General features: G+C 71.6%; 12 protein-coding genes. 3 read left to right on the top strand and 9 right to left on the bottom strand.

Translation table 11 applies throughout. The features are described from left to right. Positions 1–22 precede the first annotated feature (22 nt). Entirely contained in the window at positions 23–1252 is a 1230-nt protein-coding gene (locus AC3IF3_RS11855; protein WP_489228893.1) for a pyridoxal phosphate-dependent aminotransferase, read from the top strand. A gap of 415 nt (positions 1253–1667) precedes the next feature. Here the strand turns inward: AC3IF3_RS11855 and AC3IF3_RS11850 are convergent, their stop codons facing one another. Further along, complete coding sequence (locus tag AC3IF3_RS11850) at positions 1668–2594, bottom strand: dihydrodipicolinate synthase family protein (RefSeq protein WP_489216020.1); 927 nt, start codon at positions 2592–2594, stop codon at positions 1668–1670. 453 nt (positions 2595–3047) lie between these two features. Between AC3IF3_RS11850 and AC3IF3_RS11845 the strand changes: the two genes are divergently transcribed. Continuing rightward, entirely contained in the window at positions 3048–3227 is a 180-nt protein-coding gene (locus tag AC3IF3_RS11845) for a hypothetical protein (protein WP_489228892.1), read from the top strand. A gap of 180 nt (positions 3228–3407) precedes the next feature. Here the strand turns inward: AC3IF3_RS11845 and AC3IF3_RS11840 are convergent, their stop codons facing one another. The 3 genes from AC3IF3_RS11840 to AC3IF3_RS11830 all read right to left on the bottom strand — a co-directional run bounded on the left by AC3IF3_RS11840 (position 3408) and on the right by AC3IF3_RS11830 (position 8437). Continuing rightward, positions 3408–6560 carry a multidrug efflux RND transporter permease subunit gene (locus AC3IF3_RS11840; protein ID WP_489228890.1) on the bottom strand — a complete coding sequence of 1051 codons (3153 nt, stop codon included), beginning with the start codon at positions 6558–6560 and terminating at the stop codon, positions 3408–3410. A gap of 18 nt (positions 6561–6578) precedes the next feature. Then, positions 6579–7871 (bottom strand): efflux RND transporter periplasmic adaptor subunit, encoded by a 1293-nt coding sequence (locus tag AC3IF3_RS11835; protein ID WP_243965428.1) that lies wholly within the window; start codon positions 7869–7871, stop codon positions 6579–6581. 155 nt (positions 7872–8026) lie between these two features. After that, on the bottom strand, positions 8027–8437 hold the full coding sequence (locus AC3IF3_RS11830) for a hypothetical protein (protein ID WP_243965430.1): 411 nt from the start codon (positions 8435–8437) through the stop codon (positions 8027–8029). 219 nt (positions 8438–8656) lie between these two features. Between AC3IF3_RS11830 and AC3IF3_RS11825 the strand changes: the two genes are divergently transcribed. Continuing rightward, positions 8657–9217 carry a L,D-transpeptidase gene (locus AC3IF3_RS11825; RefSeq protein WP_243965431.1) on the top strand — a complete coding sequence of 187 codons (561 nt, stop codon included), beginning with the start codon at positions 8657–8659 and terminating at the stop codon, positions 9215–9217. Between the two features lie 346 nt (positions 9218–9563). Here the strand turns inward: AC3IF3_RS11825 and AC3IF3_RS11820 are convergent, their stop codons facing one another. From AC3IF3_RS11820 to AC3IF3_RS11800, 5 genes are read right to left on the bottom strand one after another with little or no spacing between them, the layout of a single operon-like run. Next, complete coding sequence (locus AC3IF3_RS11820) at positions 9564–10043, bottom strand: SidA/IucD/PvdA family monooxygenase (protein WP_489228889.1); 480 nt, start codon at positions 10041–10043, stop codon at positions 9564–9566. Beyond that, positions 10043–10927, bottom strand: a complete 885-nt coding sequence (locus AC3IF3_RS11815; RefSeq protein WP_489228887.1) for a lysine N(6)-hydroxylase/L-ornithine N(5)-oxygenase family protein — start codon at positions 10925–10927, stop codon at positions 10043–10045. The genes AC3IF3_RS11820 and AC3IF3_RS11815 overlap by 1 nt, the downstream gene beginning before the upstream one ends. Then, a complete protein-coding gene (locus tag AC3IF3_RS11810; protein WP_489228886.1) occupies positions 10924–12780 on the bottom strand; it encodes an IucA/IucC family protein in 1857 nt (618 codons plus the stop codon). The genes AC3IF3_RS11815 and AC3IF3_RS11810 overlap by 4 nt, the downstream gene beginning before the upstream one ends. Beyond that, positions 12777–13973 (bottom strand): GNAT family N-acetyltransferase, encoded by a 1197-nt coding sequence (locus tag AC3IF3_RS11805; protein WP_489228884.1) that lies wholly within the window; start codon positions 13971–13973, stop codon positions 12777–12779. The genes AC3IF3_RS11810 and AC3IF3_RS11805 overlap by 4 nt, the downstream gene beginning before the upstream one ends. Further along, positions 13970–15781 (bottom strand): IucA/IucC family protein, encoded by a 1812-nt coding sequence (locus AC3IF3_RS11800; protein ID WP_489228883.1) that lies wholly within the window; start codon positions 15779–15781, stop codon positions 13970–13972. Before AC3IF3_RS11800 ends, AC3IF3_RS11805 begins: the two co-directional genes overlap by 4 nt. Positions 15782–15874: the final 93 nt, after the last annotated feature.

Raw genomic sequence — 15874 nt, 5'->3', positions numbered from 1 at the left:
ACCCCGAGAGTAGCCGCGCCCCATGGCCGAACCCGCAGCCGCGTCCCTCGATCCTGCCCCCTCCCTCGACCTCGCCGCCGCGCTGTCGGAGCGCATCCGCGGCATCGGCACGAGCCAGATCGGCCTTGTGGCGGATCGCGGGCGGGACGATCCGGAGGTGGTGAAGCTGTGGATCGGCGAGGGCGACCTGGCGACGCCGCCCTTCATCGTCGAGGCGGCCCACCGGGCGATGTTGGCCGGGCATACCCGCTACACCACATCCCTCGGCCTGCCGGCCCTGCGGGCGGCGCTCGGCGCCTATCACGCCCGCCACTGGGGGGTGGAGATCCCGCCCGACCGGTTCGCCGTCACGGCCGGCGGCATGAACGCGATCATGCAGGCGGCCCAGGCGCTGCTGGAGCCGGGCGACGAGATCCTCATCCCCGCCCCCGCCTGGCCGAACCTCGCCGAGGCGGTGCGCATCACCGGCGGGGTGCCGGTGACGGTGCCCTACCGGATCGGGCCGGACGGGCGCTTCTCGCTGCCGCTCGCCGATATCGAGGCGGCGCTGACGCCGCGCACCCGGGTGATCATGATCAACTCGCCCTCGAACCCCACCGGCTGGACCATGCCGCTCGCCGAGATGACGGCTTTGCGCGACCTCGCCCGGGCGCGCGGCCTGTGGATCCTGTCGGACGAGGTCTACGCGCATTTCACCTACGGCAACCGGATCGCCCCGTCCTTCCTGCAGATCTGCACCGAGGACGACCGGCTGATCGTGACCAACACCTTCTCGAAGAACTGGGCGATGACCGGTTGGCGGGCCGGCTGGCTGATCTTTCCCCGCGGCCTGGCGCCGACCTTCGCCAAGCTCGGGCAATACAGCACGACCTCGATCCCGACCTTCGTCCAGCACGCCTGCATCGCGGCCTTGGACGAGGGCGACGGCTTCATCCGCACCATGGTCGACCGCTGCGCCGAGGCCCGGGCGATCCTGGTGGAGGGTCTCTCCCGGCTGCCGGGCGTGACGGTCGCCCCGCCGGACGGCGCCTTCTACCTCATGGCCCGGATCGCCGGCGGCGAGCCGAGCCTCGCGCTTGCGTTCCGCCTGCTGCGGGAGGCGAAGGTCGGGGTGGCGCCCGGCACCGCCTTCGGGCCGGAGGGCGAGGGCCTGGTGCGGATCTGCTTCGCCATCAGCCCGGGGCTGGCGCGGGAGGCGGTGGCGCGGCTGTCGGGGGTGTTGGGCCGGAGTTCGGCGGGGGCCTCACACTGATCGCGGCAACCGGCACTTCAGCTCCGATGCTCAAGCGGGAATCCCCCCCGCCCCGCTCGCGAGCGACCGGATCCGGGATCGAGATCCGGATTATCGCTGCTGAGAAGTAAGGCTTCGCCAGCGACGGCGCGCGCCCTCCCTCCCCCTCTGTGGGCTAGCGGCTTCACACGTCTCAGTCTGACACCGACACTCTGGAAAAAAGGGCGCTTTTCCCCTCCCCCTTGCGGGGAGGGGTTAGGGGTGGCTCAGAAGGCACCGCCGAACTCAATCCTGCACCACCCCCACCTCCAACGCCTCCCCGCAAGCTCGAGCGATCCCGGGCAAGCCCGGAATCGCCAGGGGAGGAGAGACTGTCGCAGGCTCACAGTGGACGGAAAGAGCGCGGGGTTCAGACAGTCCCCTTCGTCGATCAACCTCACCGCCCCCAGCGCAGCACCAGCGCATCGTTGCGCCGCGCCAGTTCGATCAGGCCGGCCCGGGTCGCCGGGTGCAGCGGCTGGAGCGGCAGGCGGGCGGTCTCGTGGGCGATCACGCCGCCCTCGGCCATCAGCGCCTTGCAGGCGAGCAGCCCGCATTGCCGGTTCTCGTAGTTGATCAGCGGCAGCCAGCGCGCGTAGGCGTCCAGGGCGTCCGTCCGGCGCCCCGCCGTGTAGGCGTCGGTGATCTGGCGGATGCCGTCCGGATAGGCGCCGCCGGTCATCGCCCCGGTGGCGCCGGCATCGAGGTCGGCCATCAGGGTGATCGCCTCCTCGCCGTCCCAGGGGCCGACCACGGCGTCGCCGCCGAGCGCGATCAGCTCGCGCAGCTTGGCCGCGGCGCCCGCGGTCTCGATCTTGAAATAGGCGACGTTCGCGATCTCCCGGGCCATCCGCGCCAGGAACGCGGCCGGGAGCGGCGTGCCGGCCACCGGCGCGTCCTGGATCATGATCGGGATCGAGATCGCGTCCGAGACCCCGCGGAAGAAGTCGTAGACGCCGAGGTCCGGCACCCGGATCGTAGCGCCGTGATAGGGCGGCATGACCATCACCATGGCGGCCCCGGCGGCCTCAGCCCGGCGGGAGCGCTCGGCGCAGACCTGCGTGGCGAAGTGCGTCGTCGTCACGATCACCGGCACCCGGCCGGCCACGTGGTCGAGCACCGCGTCCATCACGGTCTCGCGCTCGGCGTCGGTCAGGACGAACTGCTCGGAAAAATTCGCCAGGATGCAGATCCCGTGGCTGCCGGCGTCGATCATGAAGTCGATCGCCCGGCGCTGCCCATCGAGGTCGAGGGCGCCCGCCGCGTCGAACACCGTGGGGGCGACCGGGAAGACACCCCGGTAGATCTGGGCCGTCGAGCTCATGCGCGATCCTCCGCCGAGGCGGGCAACGCGCCCCGGTCCGTCACAGACAATGCCGTTCCGCGCCGGCCCGGGGACAGGGACGCGTCCCCGGATCGGCGCCACGCCGGCACTGTGCCGAAGGCTCATCCAAGATCAACAGCCGCTCCGGCGCCGGCTCGACAAAAGCCGCGCTGTGTTTGCGCCGAGCCTAGGCAGCCGCCGCAAGCCTTGATCCGCGGGGATCATCAAAGATCGCGGGGAAAAATCTTATCCCCGCCCGTGAACTGGACGGTTTGATCAACGCCTGATCACCGATCCCGTCCCCCCAGGGTCGAGAAGCGGAACTGCGCCTCGGGAAACACCAGCCGGTCAAGGATTTGCATCGGGCGTGGATCCGGATCCGCCCACGGCGCAGCGGGATGCCGGGCCGCCGCCAGGACCGGGAGGCCGGGTCCGCGGGCAACCCGCGGCGCGTTGGAAACCCCGCGCCCGGTCGATACCCCGGGCGCGGCGCCGGACGGGGTGGCCTTCCTCGAAGCGGGCACGATCGTGGCGCAGGGACCGCCCGCCGCCCTGTTCGGCCGGCCGGCCGACCCGCGCACCCGGCGCTTCGTCCGGACGCCGCGGGGCGAGGCCGCGGACCCGCGCCGCTGAGACGTCGGGACAGACGGCTACGGAAAAGCCGGCCCCACCGTCATGCGCGCCGGATCGCTCCGCTCCCAGGCCGCGGAACGCGGTGCCAGAGTCCCGGCCAGGCCAAACATCGCGCGAATCCGGGGGGCTCCAGAGGGGGAGGACGCGCGGGTGGCGGCCGGGTGAAGCCGAGCGGCGGCCTCACTCGGCCGCCACCCGCGCCGGCTCGGGCCGCGCCTCCACCCGCTCGCCCTCCGCGACAGCCCCGCGGCGGAAGACCCGCATCACCACGACGAAGAACACCGGCACGAAGAACACCGCCAGCACGGTCGCGGTGATCATGCCGCCCATCACGCCGGTGCCGATCGCCTGCTGGCTCTTCGAGGCGGCGCCGGTGGCGATGGCCAGCGGCACCACGCCGAAGATGAAGGCGAGCGAGGTCATCACGATCGGCCGGAACCGGAGGGTCGCCGCCTCGACCGCCGCCCGCACCACGGAGGTCCCGGGCTTCCAGAGGTCGCGTGCGAACTCGACGATCAGGATCGCGTTCTTGGCCGAGAGGCCGATGATCGTGATCAGCCCGATCTTGAAGTAGACGTCGTTGGGCATGCCGCGCAGGTGCACCGCCGCCACGGCGCCGATCACGCCGAGCGGGATCACCAGCAGCACCGAGACCGGGATCGCCCAGCTCTCGTAGAGCGCGGCGAGGCACAGGAACACGATCAGCACCGACAGCGCCAGCAGCAGGCTCGCCTGGCTGCCCGCCTGCTTCTCCTGATAGGATTGCCCGGTCCAGGCGTAGCCGAACCCCTTGGGCAATTGGAGCATCAGCCGCTCCATCTCGGTGATCGCGTCGCCCGACGTGTAGCCGGGGTTCGGCTCGCCGGTGAAGCGCACCGACTGGTAGCCGTTGAAGCCGACGATCTGGCTCGGCCCCATACCCCATTTCAGCTCCGCGAAGGACGACATCGGCACCATCGTGCCGCCAGCGTTCTTCACCGCGTAGTTGAGGATGTCCGACGCGTTCATGCGCTGGAGTTGCTCGGCCTGGACGTAGACCCGCTGCATCTTGCCCCGGTTGGGGAAGTCGTTGGGGTAGACCGAGCCGAGGTTGAGCTGGATCGTGGCGTTGATGTCCTCGAACTTCACGCCGAGCGCCGCGGCCTTCTCGCGGTCGATCACCAGCTCCGCCTGCGGGGTCGGGGGCAGGCCCTCGATCTTCACCTTCTGGAGGATCGGGCTCGCCTGCGCGAGCTTCAGGAGCTGCGCCTGGGCCGAGAGCAGGGCCGCGTAGCCGCGGTTGGCCCGGTCCTGGAGGCGGAACGAGAAGCCCGCGGCGTTGCCGAGGTTGTCCACCGGCGGCGGCTCCTGGGCGTCCACGGTGGCGTCGCGGTAGCTGGCGAGCGCCGCGTTGGTGCCGGCCACCAGGGCGGCGGCCGAGTTCTTGGCGTCGCGCTCGCCCCAGGGCTTGAGGGTGACGAAGGCCTGGCTGGTGCTCGGCGCCTGGCCGGAGAACGAGAAGCCGTTGAGCATCGTCACGGTGGCGACGCCGGGCTGCGCCAGCAGGTGCTCCTCGACCCGGCGGTTGGCCTCCTGGGTGCGGTTGTAGGAGGCCCCCGGCGGCGCCTGGATGTCCACCGTGAAGAAGCCCTGGTCCTCCACCGGCAGGAAGCCCTCGGGCAGGTTGACGAAGGCGTAGGCGGTGCCCGCCACCAGGGCGAGGTAGACCAGCATCACCCGGCCGGATTTCCGGATGAACGCCTGGGTGCCGCGGCCGTAGCGGGCGGTCTCCCGGTCGACGAACCGGTTGAACATCCCGAACACGCCGCCCTTCGCGTGGCCGTGGCCCCGGGCCACCGGCTTCAGGAAGGTCGCGCAGAGGGCCGGCGTCAGCGACAGGGCGAGCAGCGCCGAGAACGCGATGGAGGTCACCATGGCGATCGAGAACTGCCGGTAGATGATGCCCACCGAGCCCGGGAAGAACGCCATCGGGATGAACACGGCCATCAGCACCAGGGTGATGCCGATGATCGCCCCGGTGATCTGCTCCATGGCCTTCTTGGTGGCCTCCTTGGGGGGCAGCCCCTCCGCGTTCATGATCCGCTCGACGTTCTCCACCACCACGATGGCGTCGTCGACCAGGATGCCGATGGCCAGCACCATGCCGAACATGGTCAGCACGTTCACCGAGAAGCCCGCGATCCACATCACCGTGACCGTGCCCATCAGGGCGATCGGCACCACGATGGTGGGGATCAGGGTGTAGCGGATGTTCTGCAGGAACAGGAACATCACCAGGAAGACCAGCACCACCGCCTCGACCAGGGTGTGCAGCACCTTCTCGATGGAGGCCTCCACCGCCGGGGTGATGTCGTAGGGGATGTCCCACTTCAGGTCCGGCGGGAAGAACTGGGACAGCTCGACCATCTTGGCGCGGATCGCCTTGGCGGTCTCCAGGGCGTTGCCGTCGGGGGCGAGCGTCACCGAGATGCCGGCGGCCGGGCCGCCGTTCAGCCGCGTCGAGAACTGGTAGGCGTCGCCGCCGAGCTCGATCCGGGCGACGTCGCGCAGGCGCACGTTGGAGCCGTCGGGATTGGCCCGCAGCACAACGGCGCCGAACTCCTCGATCGTGCCGAGCTGGCCCTTCACGATGATCGGCACGGTCACGGCCTGCTTGATCGGGCTCGGCTGCGCGCCGACCGAGCCGGAGGCGACCTGGACGTTCTGGTTGCGGATCGCGTCGGTCACGTCCGAGGCGCTGAGCGAGAGGCCGCGCAGCTTGTCGGGATCGACCCAGACCCGCAGCGAGCGCTCGGTGGAGTAGAGCGTCGCGCGCCCGACCCCGGGGATGCGCCGGATCTCGTTGATGATCGTGCGATTCATGAAATCGCCGAGCCCGATCTCGTCCATCGACCCGTCCGTGGAGACGAGGGTGATGATGTTGAGCGTCGCGGCCGAGGCCTCCTCGACCAGGATGCCCTGCTGGCGCACCTCCGCGGGCAGGCGCGCCTCCACGCGCTTCAGGCGGTTCTGCACCTCGACGGAGGCCAGCGCCGGATCGGTGCCGGGCTGGAAGGTCGCGGTGATGTTGACCGAGCCGAACGAGTCGGTGGTCGACTCGAAGTTCATGATGTTGGCCGCGCCGTTCAGCTCGTCCTCGATCAGCCGGGTCGTGCCGATGTAGAGGCTCTCCACCGAGGCCCCGGGATAGGCCGTCGACAGGGCGATGGAGGGCGGGGCGATCACCGGATACTGCGCCACCGGCAGGTTCGGGATGGCCAGCGCCCCGCCGAGGCAGATGAACAGGGCCACCACCCAGGCGAAGACCGGGCGGTCGATGAAGAAGCGTGCCATGATCGGGTTCTTCCGCGGTCAGTGACGCTGGGCGGCGGCCGCCCGCTGCGCGGCCTCCGCCGGGTCGCCCGCATTCTTGGCGCCCGGAGCGTCCGGGGCCTCGTCGGCATCGTGCCTCGGGCCGGCCTCGCCATGGGCCGGGGTCTGATCCAGGGGCTTCACCGTCGCCCCCGCGGTGATCTTCTGGACGCCGTCGATCACGACCTTCTCGCCGCCCTTGAGCCCCTCGCGGATCAGCCAGTTCTGGCCGACCACCGGCCCGACCTCGACGGGCTGGCGCATCACCGTGTCGTCGGCGCGCACCACCCAGACCTCGGCGCGGCCGTCCTCGGTGCGCTGGATCGCCTGCTGGGGCACCGCGATGGCGTCGGAATCGATGCCCTGCTTGATCCGGGCCCGCACGTACATGCCCGGGAACAGCTCGTCATGCGGGTTGGGGAACTGCACCCGCAGGGTCACCTGGCCGGTGCTCGGATCGGCGGTGACGTCCGAGAACAGCAGGCGGCCCGCCAGGGGGTAGAGGGAATTGTCGTCCATGATCAGGTGGACGTTGGCGGTGTTCTCCTCCAGCCGGGCGAGCTCGCCGCTGGCCAGATCCCGGCGCAGGCGGTTCAATTCGCCCACCGACTGGGTGATGTCGACGTAGATCGGGTCGAGCTGCTGGATCGTGGCCAGCGCCCCCGTCGAGCCCGGCTCGATCAGGGTGCCCTCGGTGAGCAGCGCCCGGCCGATCCGGCCGGTGATCGGGGCGCGCACGTCGGTCCAGCCGAGGTTGAGCTGCGCCCGGTCCCGGGCCGCCTTGGCGCCGGCGACCTCGGCCTCCGCCTGCTTCTTGCCCGCGAAGGCGGCGTCGTACTGGGCCTGGCTGGCGGTGGCGCGGGACAGCAACTGCTCGAGCCGGTCGGCCTGCTGCCGGGCGAGCACCAGGGCGGCCTCGTGGCGGGCCAGCACGGCTTCCGCGCTGGCCAGATCGACCTGGAAGGGGGCCGGGTCGATCTTGTAGAGGATGTCGCCCTCCTTGACCTGGCTGCCCTGCTCGAACAGGCGCTTGACCACGAGGCCGGACACCCGCGAGCGGACCTCGGCGATGCGCATCGGGGCGACGCGTCCGGGCAGGTCGCGCAGATAAGGGATCGCCTGCGGCGTCACCGTCACGAAGCCGACCTCCGGCACGGGGGGCGTCGGCGCGGCGGCCTGCTTCGGATTGCAGGCCCCGAGGGCGAGCAGGAGCAGCGCCGCGGGCAAAGCTGCGGTCGCGCGGCGCGGCGCCCGGATAACGGACAGGGTTCTGGCGGACAGAGTGCGGGTCACGGCTACCGACGCTCCTGGAAGCATGCGTCTGATGAGGCTTGCGCGACGCAGAAAGCCGCGCATCGACGGGTCGGATCTCGGACCGGCCCACGGGCCGGCCGGACGGGGATCGGGAGAGGTGCGCGTTCCAGCCGGCCGTCACGGCCGGGCGCGCGTCAGGCCGACCGGGGCGGCCGGTGCGGCGAGCCGTGCGGCACGGCGGCCGGCACGGTGTCGGACCTGTAGGCGAACGCTGCGGACAGGGTGTGACGGGGCCGCGGCGCCTCGACCGGCGCGCGGGGAAGGCCCAGTTCGGTGAGGATCTCGCTGTCGGCGGGGCGGAGATCGGTGCGGTCGAAGGCCGACCGCTCGGCCTCCTGGGCCGCATCCTGTGCACCCGACAGGACCGCCATCCGCGGGCTCTCGACGGCGCAGGCCGGGCCCGCGACCGTCACGGCCTGGGCGGGCACGGATGCCGTGGCGCCGGCCGCCGCCAGGACGAGCAGCGCCAGCACGGCGAAGCCCCGGGCGAGGCGGTCCGGCAGGCCCGCGACACGGCGGGCCAGGAGGGCGGCGGATCGGATCACGGATCTGAGATAAGCATGGCCGTCCCCCGGCGCAATCACCCACGGCGCCACGCCATGCGGTCGGTGTTGCCCGAAGCCCACACGGCGCCCCGGATTCATCCCCTCCCCCCGGCCGGCCTCACCCTCGCCGCGAAGTCCGGGCCGGCTCGCCGCAGGGTCGCGGCACCGCCGCGACGACCGACGCCATCGGCAAGAACCGGCCGGAGAGGACCTGACACCATGTCGAGACGGATCGCGCTGCTCGGGATCGCGGGGCTTCTGCTCGCGAGCGCCCCCGCCTCCGCCAACCCGCTGGACAGCGGGCCGCTCGCGGATTTCCTCAACGTCTTCCGCAGCCAGGCGATCCCGCGGGAGACGATCGGCTGGAACAGCACCGAGAAGCCCGGCACGATCGTGGTCTCGACCCGCCAGCGCCGGCTCTATTACATCCTCGGGAACAGCGAGGCGATCCGCTACGGCGTCGGCGTCGGCCGGCAGGGGTTCTCCTGGTCCGGCACCAAGACCGTGACCATGAAGAAGGAATGGCCGGCCTGGCGCCCGCCGCAGCAGATGCTGGCCCGCCGCCCGGACCTGCCGCGCTTCATGGCCGGCGGACAGGACAACCCGCTGGGCGCCCGCGCCCTCTATCTCGGCTCCTCGCTTTACCGGATCCACGGCTCGAACGAGCCCGACACGATGGGCGCGGCGGTCTCCTCGGGCTGCATCCGCATGACCAACAAGGACGTGGTCGATCTCTACGACCGCGTCCGGGTCGGCACCAAGGTGGTGGTGCGGGACTGAGTCCGCGAGCGGGACGTTTGCCGGCAGGAGCGGGTGGTGTGTCGGCTTGGCCGCGCGAAGGTTATCGGCGCGCGTCCAGGCCAGCCCGATCACCGCGTTCCGACCGCGCATGCGTGAGGGGGGCTCCTCGCGCCCGGCATCGAACCCGCTTTGTCCAAGCGTGAGGTTCAGGCGCCCGTTCACGACCGGGCCAGCGGACGGCCCGCGGGGGCTCCGGCACCATCGCCACGGGCGGCCGTGTCGGCCATCCTGCACATCGCCCGTGGCATCCTGGCTGCTCAACAGACCCCACGAAACGGGTTCGCGAGCCTTCGTCGGGACGCTCCGGATCTCCGCGCGAGGGTCCTCACACCATCTCGAACGGGGAGAGCGATTCGGCGGCGTCCAGGCGTCCGCCACCGTCGTGGACGGGTCGTCCGCACTCGGCGCTCGACCAGGTTATGGGCGATGGCGGCAGGTCCGTCTCGAAGACGGCGCGCCCCGCCACGGCGTTGACGATGACGGCGCTTCGCCAGGCCATCAGGCTGAGCTGCGGCTCCGCGATGCCGTGGCTGATCAGGCCGCCATTGAGCACGAAGACGCGGTTCCGCGCCGGCCCGTCCCAGGCCGCGGCGAAGTCGGGACCGATCTGCGGGCGCCCGGTCGCGTCGAGCCTGAGACGGTCGCGCAGCGGGTCGAGGCAGGGCGGCAGCGCGAATCGGTAGCCGGTCGCCAGGATCACGATGTCGGCCTGGGCGACATCGATGCGCCCGTCGAAGCCGTTGCGCATCAGGAGGCGGTAGGATCCGCCCGCCCGCTCGACGTCCATGACCTCGCGATGCGGCATCAGGCGCGCCGCGACCGGCGCGTCGCGGCGTGCGGCCCGGTGAGATGCCGCACGGTGTAGAGGCGCTGGTAGAGGGCCTGCAGGGTCGCGGGCGAGATGCCGTCGCCCGCGAGCTTCTGGTGCGCCACGGTCGAGCGGCGGCGCGCCTCCGGGAGGGCGTGGAAGCGTTCGACATAGCCGGGCGTGAACAGCTCGTTGGTGAACGGCGTCGCATCGATCGGCTGGAAGTTCGGGCGACGGCTGATCCAGTCCACGGAGGCCGGCGCGTCCCGGCTCCGGTTCAGCAGGGTCAGGACGATCTCGGCGCCGCTCTGGCCGCCGCCGATCACCGCGACCCGCCGGCCGGCGGTGCGGTCGAGGCATGAGGCGGCCTGGGCGCTGTGGACGTGATCGCGCGGGTCGAGCTTGCCCGCGAAGGCCGGCAGGTTCGGCTGCAGGCCGACGCCGACGGCGATGGTGCGCGCCCGGACCGTCCCGCCATCGCCGCGCAGGCGGAACCCGTCCGCCGCGAAGCGGACCTCGTGGATCGCCGTGCCGAAGCGCAGGCTCGGGAGCCGGGCCGCCACCCAGGCGAGGTAGCGCGCGAATTCCTGCCGCGGCACCGCCCCGAAGTCGGCGTTGAGGAACTCATAGAAGCGCTTCTGCGCCACCAGATAGGCCATGAAGCTCCAGGGGCTCGTCGGGTTCACCGCCGTGACGAGATCCTTGAGGCAGGAGGTCTGGAGCGCGACCTCCGGCAGCATCATGCCGGGATGCCAGTCGAAGGCCGGGGCCCGGTCGAAGAACCGTGCGTCGATGTCCGCGACCGCGTCGAGCTGCGCCGCGAGGCTCAGGTTGAAGGGGCCGATTCCGATGCCGGCCAGATCGAGCGGGTGGTCCGTCATGATGCGAGAAGCCCTGCCTGGGAGCCTGTCCGGGAGGCGGCCCCAGGTGTCGCCTGAGCCGTCGCGGCGATGTCTGCGCGGTGGAGGGGGTTGATCAGGTCGCTGCCGAGCCGCGGCACCGGCCGCAGGTTCGAATCGCCGTAGCCGAGGGCGAGGCGGACGCGGTTGATGCAGACCCGCGGCACGGTCGGCGCGAACAGATCGAACAGGCGGAAGCGGTCGGCCAGTTCGGGATGCCGGGACTGGTAGCCGCGCAGGGCCCGCGCCAGCGCGCCGTAGAAGGCGATCTCCGGCACGCCCTGGTCGCGCAGCAGCGCGTCCGAGACGAAGCGCAGCAGGCTCGCGAAATGGCCGGTCTGGAGATGCTGCAGGAGATGGGCGGCCGGGCGGCGCAGCAGCGTCTCCCGCACGCCCGCCGGCAGGTCGCGGCTCTCCGGGAAATCCTGGTCGACGAGGTCGGCATCGCCCTGGAAATCCTTGAGCGCCACGCCGCAGGGCACGCCGTCCCGCAGGATCAGGGTGACGTTCTGGCCGTGGGCGATGAAGCCGACACCGTAGCGGCAGAGGAAGTGGTAGAGCGGCACCGCCACGTGGTCGAAGAGCCGCTCCAGCCACGCCTCGGCGCCGAGGCCCGAGCGGGCGACCAGGGTGCCGACGAGGGGATGGCCCTGCGCGTCCGCCTTCAGGAGCGCACCCATCATCAGGGCGGAGGTGCCGGGTTCGAGCCGGCCCTCGACGCCGTCGCGCCAGATCACGCCCAGCATCTCGCGATACTGATAGGGGGCGTCGGCGATCCGCTCGTAGACGGGGTGCGGGTAGAAGGCGCCGGCCCGCTCCCGCAGGATCACGGTGCCGGCGAGCGCGGGATCGTGGGCGGCCGTGTCGGCGAGCCAAGCCGAGAAGGCCGGCCCGATCGCCATGTACTGGCCGGGCACGCCCCGCCACGCGGAGGTGTTGAGGATCGTCAGCGCGAGCTTCACGTCGAGGCGGCCGCCGGAGTCTGCGCACGCCAGGGTGCGCAGGGATTGCAGGGGCCTGTAGGCCCGGCCGAAGGTTCCGAGCGGGACGAGGCGCCCGGCCGCGATCTCGCCCGCAAAATGGAGGGCGATCCGGTTCTGCCACTGCCAGGGATGGACCGGCATCAGCAGGAACCGCGCCGGATCGACGCCGCGCGCGCGACAGGTCGCCTTCAGGCGGGACCGCTCGGGCTCGTCGAGGGCGTCGGCGAGGAGATCGTCCTCCGCAAGGCCGGGCTCGCGGTCGAAGCGGCAGGCGGCCCGGTCGGCCGCGACCCAGAACAGCCGGATCTCCGGCTGGAATTCCGGCGCGTAGGCCTCGAAATCGGAAAGCCCCCAGCCGATCCGGCCCTTGCTCGCCGGTGCCTTGGGGTGGCCGTCGAGATAGGCCTGCAGGATCCTGTCGCTCAGGGCCAGGAGCGCCGGCCCCGCCCTATCCCGGCCGATCGCCGCGATCCGGGCATCGGCCGTCAGGGTGCTCAGCAGCTCGGCGATGTAGGTGCAGAGCGTCGCGGGCACGATTGCCAGCACCCGGCTCGCGTCGACCAGGAAGCCGGCGGCGTCGCCGGCCGGGCCCGCGCGATCGCCGGCGACGCGGACCAGGCTTGCGGGATCGATCGCGAGATTGCCCCAGATCCGGCGCTCGGCCCGGAAGCGGTAGGCGACCCCGTCGTCGAGGCGCAGCAGCCACTGCGTGGCCTCGCGATCCGTCGGCTCGGGCGCGAGCGCCTCCTCGAAGGCGAGTTCGGCGATGGCCTTGGCGATGAGCGCGCGGTTCAGGTCGAGCCAGAGCGGCGCGGTCACCGGGCCGCCCCCCGGCAGCGGTCCGGCGCTCACAGGGTCACCTCCCGGAAGAAGCGTTCGCGCTCGCAGCAGACGAGGGCCGCGCGCTTGTGGGGGAAGTCGAATTCCTTGAGCGTCTCGTAGGCCGCGTCCGCGCAGTAGCTCAGCATCTTGCGGTGCGAGGCCCGCGGCTCGCCCATGATCCGCCGGGTGCGGGGCTCGTCCAGGAACAGGTAGTGGGTCACGGCCTTGAACCACGCCAGCGTCTTCGGTCGGCCGAGATGGGCGGCGTTGCCGATGAGCCCGTGCCAGCCGCGGTCGAAATCCTCCGCGTCGTAGTAGGGGCCGAGCCGGTCCTCCTTGGCCCAGTAGAACTCGAAATAGCCGACCGGCACGTCGTCGAAGCTGCCGATCACCCCGAACAGGTGCGGGTCGGCCTCCTGGTCGGCGAGGTAGCGGTCGAGCTCCGCCGCGCCCTGTGCCAACTCCCAGTAGTAGGCGACCCGGGGCTGGTTCATCCATTCGTGGAACAGCGGGAGGTCGCGCCGCCGGTCGATGGAGCGGAACGACAGGGTCGTGCCAAGATGGGGTAGCCAGCGCCGGTACAGCGTGCCGTTCGGCTGGGGCGGCCGCAGGGGCGGAAGGCGGTCCTGCGGCCCGACGCGCGACCGGATCAGCGGGTAGGCGGCCCGCGTCCCCGGGCTCAGCCAGAGCAGCGGGAGCTGGTGGAACTGCGCGCGCTCGATCGGCGCGTCGGGCGCGGCGCCCGGTTTGGAGTGAGTCTCGTCGGCTCGAGCGCTCTCCGCCGAGGTGGACGCCGGCTCGGCGCAAGAGAGCGCGTCACAACAAAGCCCTGGAGTCGTTCCCGATTGCGGTGCGATCGGGAACGACTCCAGGGCGAGCAGCGCCGGGGCGCCCCCGAGACCGGCGACGCGCAGGCGCGGCACGTCCGGGCAGCGCTGGAACGCGGCCTCGACCAGGGCGGCCACGATCGCGGTCTCGCCGGGATGCCGGCCGTCCGGGTGCAGGATGTCGAGGATCGCCGTGTCGGCGCCGGCCGGCCTGCGCAGTTCCGCCTCGGCGACCGTCGCGCCGTTGCGCATCGCCTGGAGCCGGGCGGTGTGGGCGTCGCGGGGCAGGCTCTCCACCGTGAGACTCTCGCCGGCGACAGGCCAGTGCCGGCTCGTTCCCGTCCAGCCGTCGAGGGGGATGCCGACGAAGCTGTCGGCGCGGGCGCGCAGGGTCATGGGCGGACCTCCGCGGGGGCGGCGGCGAGCGGGTTGGGCAGGCCGGCATAGTGCGCCAGGGGATCGGTCACGTCCGTGTTCTCGTTGATGTTGCGGAAGCAGATCATGAAGTTGCCCTTGCTCCCGAGGGTGGGGGCATCGAGCAGGAGGCGCAGGCAGGTCTTGTCGGGGAGATCCGTCCCGGCCAGCGCCTCGACGAAGCGGCGCAACTGCCGGAAGAGCACGGCCTCCCGTGCCAGTCCCGCGATGGCGATCGCGCCGATCACCGCGAAGACGCTGTTGACGACGAGGTAATAGGCCATGATCCGCGCGGCTTCTCCGGCGGCGAAGCGGTGGCCGGATCCGAGGTCGAGCCCCGGCGCGGCCTCGGCGAGGACGGGCAGGAATTCGCGCACGAAGCCCGTGCCCTGGCAGTCGCGGAAGAAGGCCTCGGCCGGCCAGCCGTCGTCGAGGCCGAGGACGAGGTTCTGCTGGTGCGCGCCGAACAGCAGGCCGAACGCGCATTGCATGCCGAGGAGCGGCCCGACCACGAGGTCGAGGAAGCTTTCGAACCAGCGTAGGGCCACGGTCTCGGCCCCCTGCCCGCCGCCGCCCTCCCGCTCGGCGATGCGCAGGATCGTGGTAGCCAGCGCGCTGCCCCGGCCGTCCGGATCAATCTCGCACAGGGCGGCCAGGACCGCCGCCGGGCGCTGCCCGGATCCGCGGAAGGGGTTGTCGCGCAGCGCGACGATCGTCTGCGGCAGCACCGCGCCGTCGGCGCCGCGCAGGGCGAGGTAGCCCGGCTCGCCGAGGATGTGGAAACGCGGCCAGCGCGCGGCGATCGCCGCCCCGACCGGCCCCTGCAGCAGCGTGTCGACCGCAAGGCCGCGCGCGCACTCGACCGGCTTGATCAGGCGCAAGGAGTTGGTGAGCCGGAGGCTCAGCGAATGCTTCAGCATCACGCGCGCGTGCGGCGCGTAGAGGCTGCGCAGGGAGGTCGTGGCGAACCACGGGCTGCCGCCGGACCCGTGGTCGATCAGTTGCCCTGAGCGGAACAGGGCGTCGACCGCCGGATCGAGGGTGAGCCGGGCCGCCTGCCAGGGATGCATCGGCAGGAGGACGCGGCCCTCCGCCGCCGCCAGGATCCGCCGGTCGAGGGCGGGATCCTCCGCGGCGAGGCCGGCGCTGAGATCCGCCGCGGTCTCCGCCCGCGAACTGCCCTGCACGACCGCGTCGGGCGCGGCCGACCACCAGCGCAGGGGAAAGCCCCGTCCGTATTCGGGCGCGAAGGTGCGCGTATCCTCGGACGTGAACCCGTCCCGGCTGCGCGGGGTCGGGTGCACCGCATGGCCGAAGCGCAGGGCCCGCTCGGCCTCCTGGAAGCTCGGGTCAGCATGCAGGCCGAGGCCGGGCGCGGGGGCGCGGGCGAGCGCGTCCTCGATGGCGGACAGGCTCTGGAAGACCCGGCCCAGGAAGGCCGGCGCAGCCCGCGCCGCCTCCGGGCCGACGATGGCCGGCTCGTGGGCGACCGCCGCGGCGAATTCCGCGAAGGCCATGATCCGGGCGGGCGCGCCGGCGCGGTGCTCCCGGAACGGGAGACGGAACACGTGCAGGCCGACCGAGGAGCGGTGAACGACCGCGATCTCCACCACGGAGCCGCGGCTCGGCAGCGGGATGCGCAGCCGCTGTGCGCCGGGGCCGGCCTCCATCTCCGCCTCGGCGGCCGGGGCGAGCGACCAGCCCGTCCACTCCCGCAGGAGGCTGTTCAGGAAGCCGCGCGCCGAGATCTCACAAGCAACGTCGGCCAAGCAGATGCCCGGATCGACCATACGTCCACCTCCATCCCGCGATTTTTGTCGATAGATGAAGACGGATTGCGAAGCAATCCCGTTTTTATACTATGTAATTATTTTAAAACTACA

The sequence above is a fragment of the Methylobacterium sp. J-118 genome (assembly GCF_057836565.1).
Note: the sequence above shows the minus strand (reverse complement) of the source record. Positions and strands in the feature narration are given on the sequence as shown.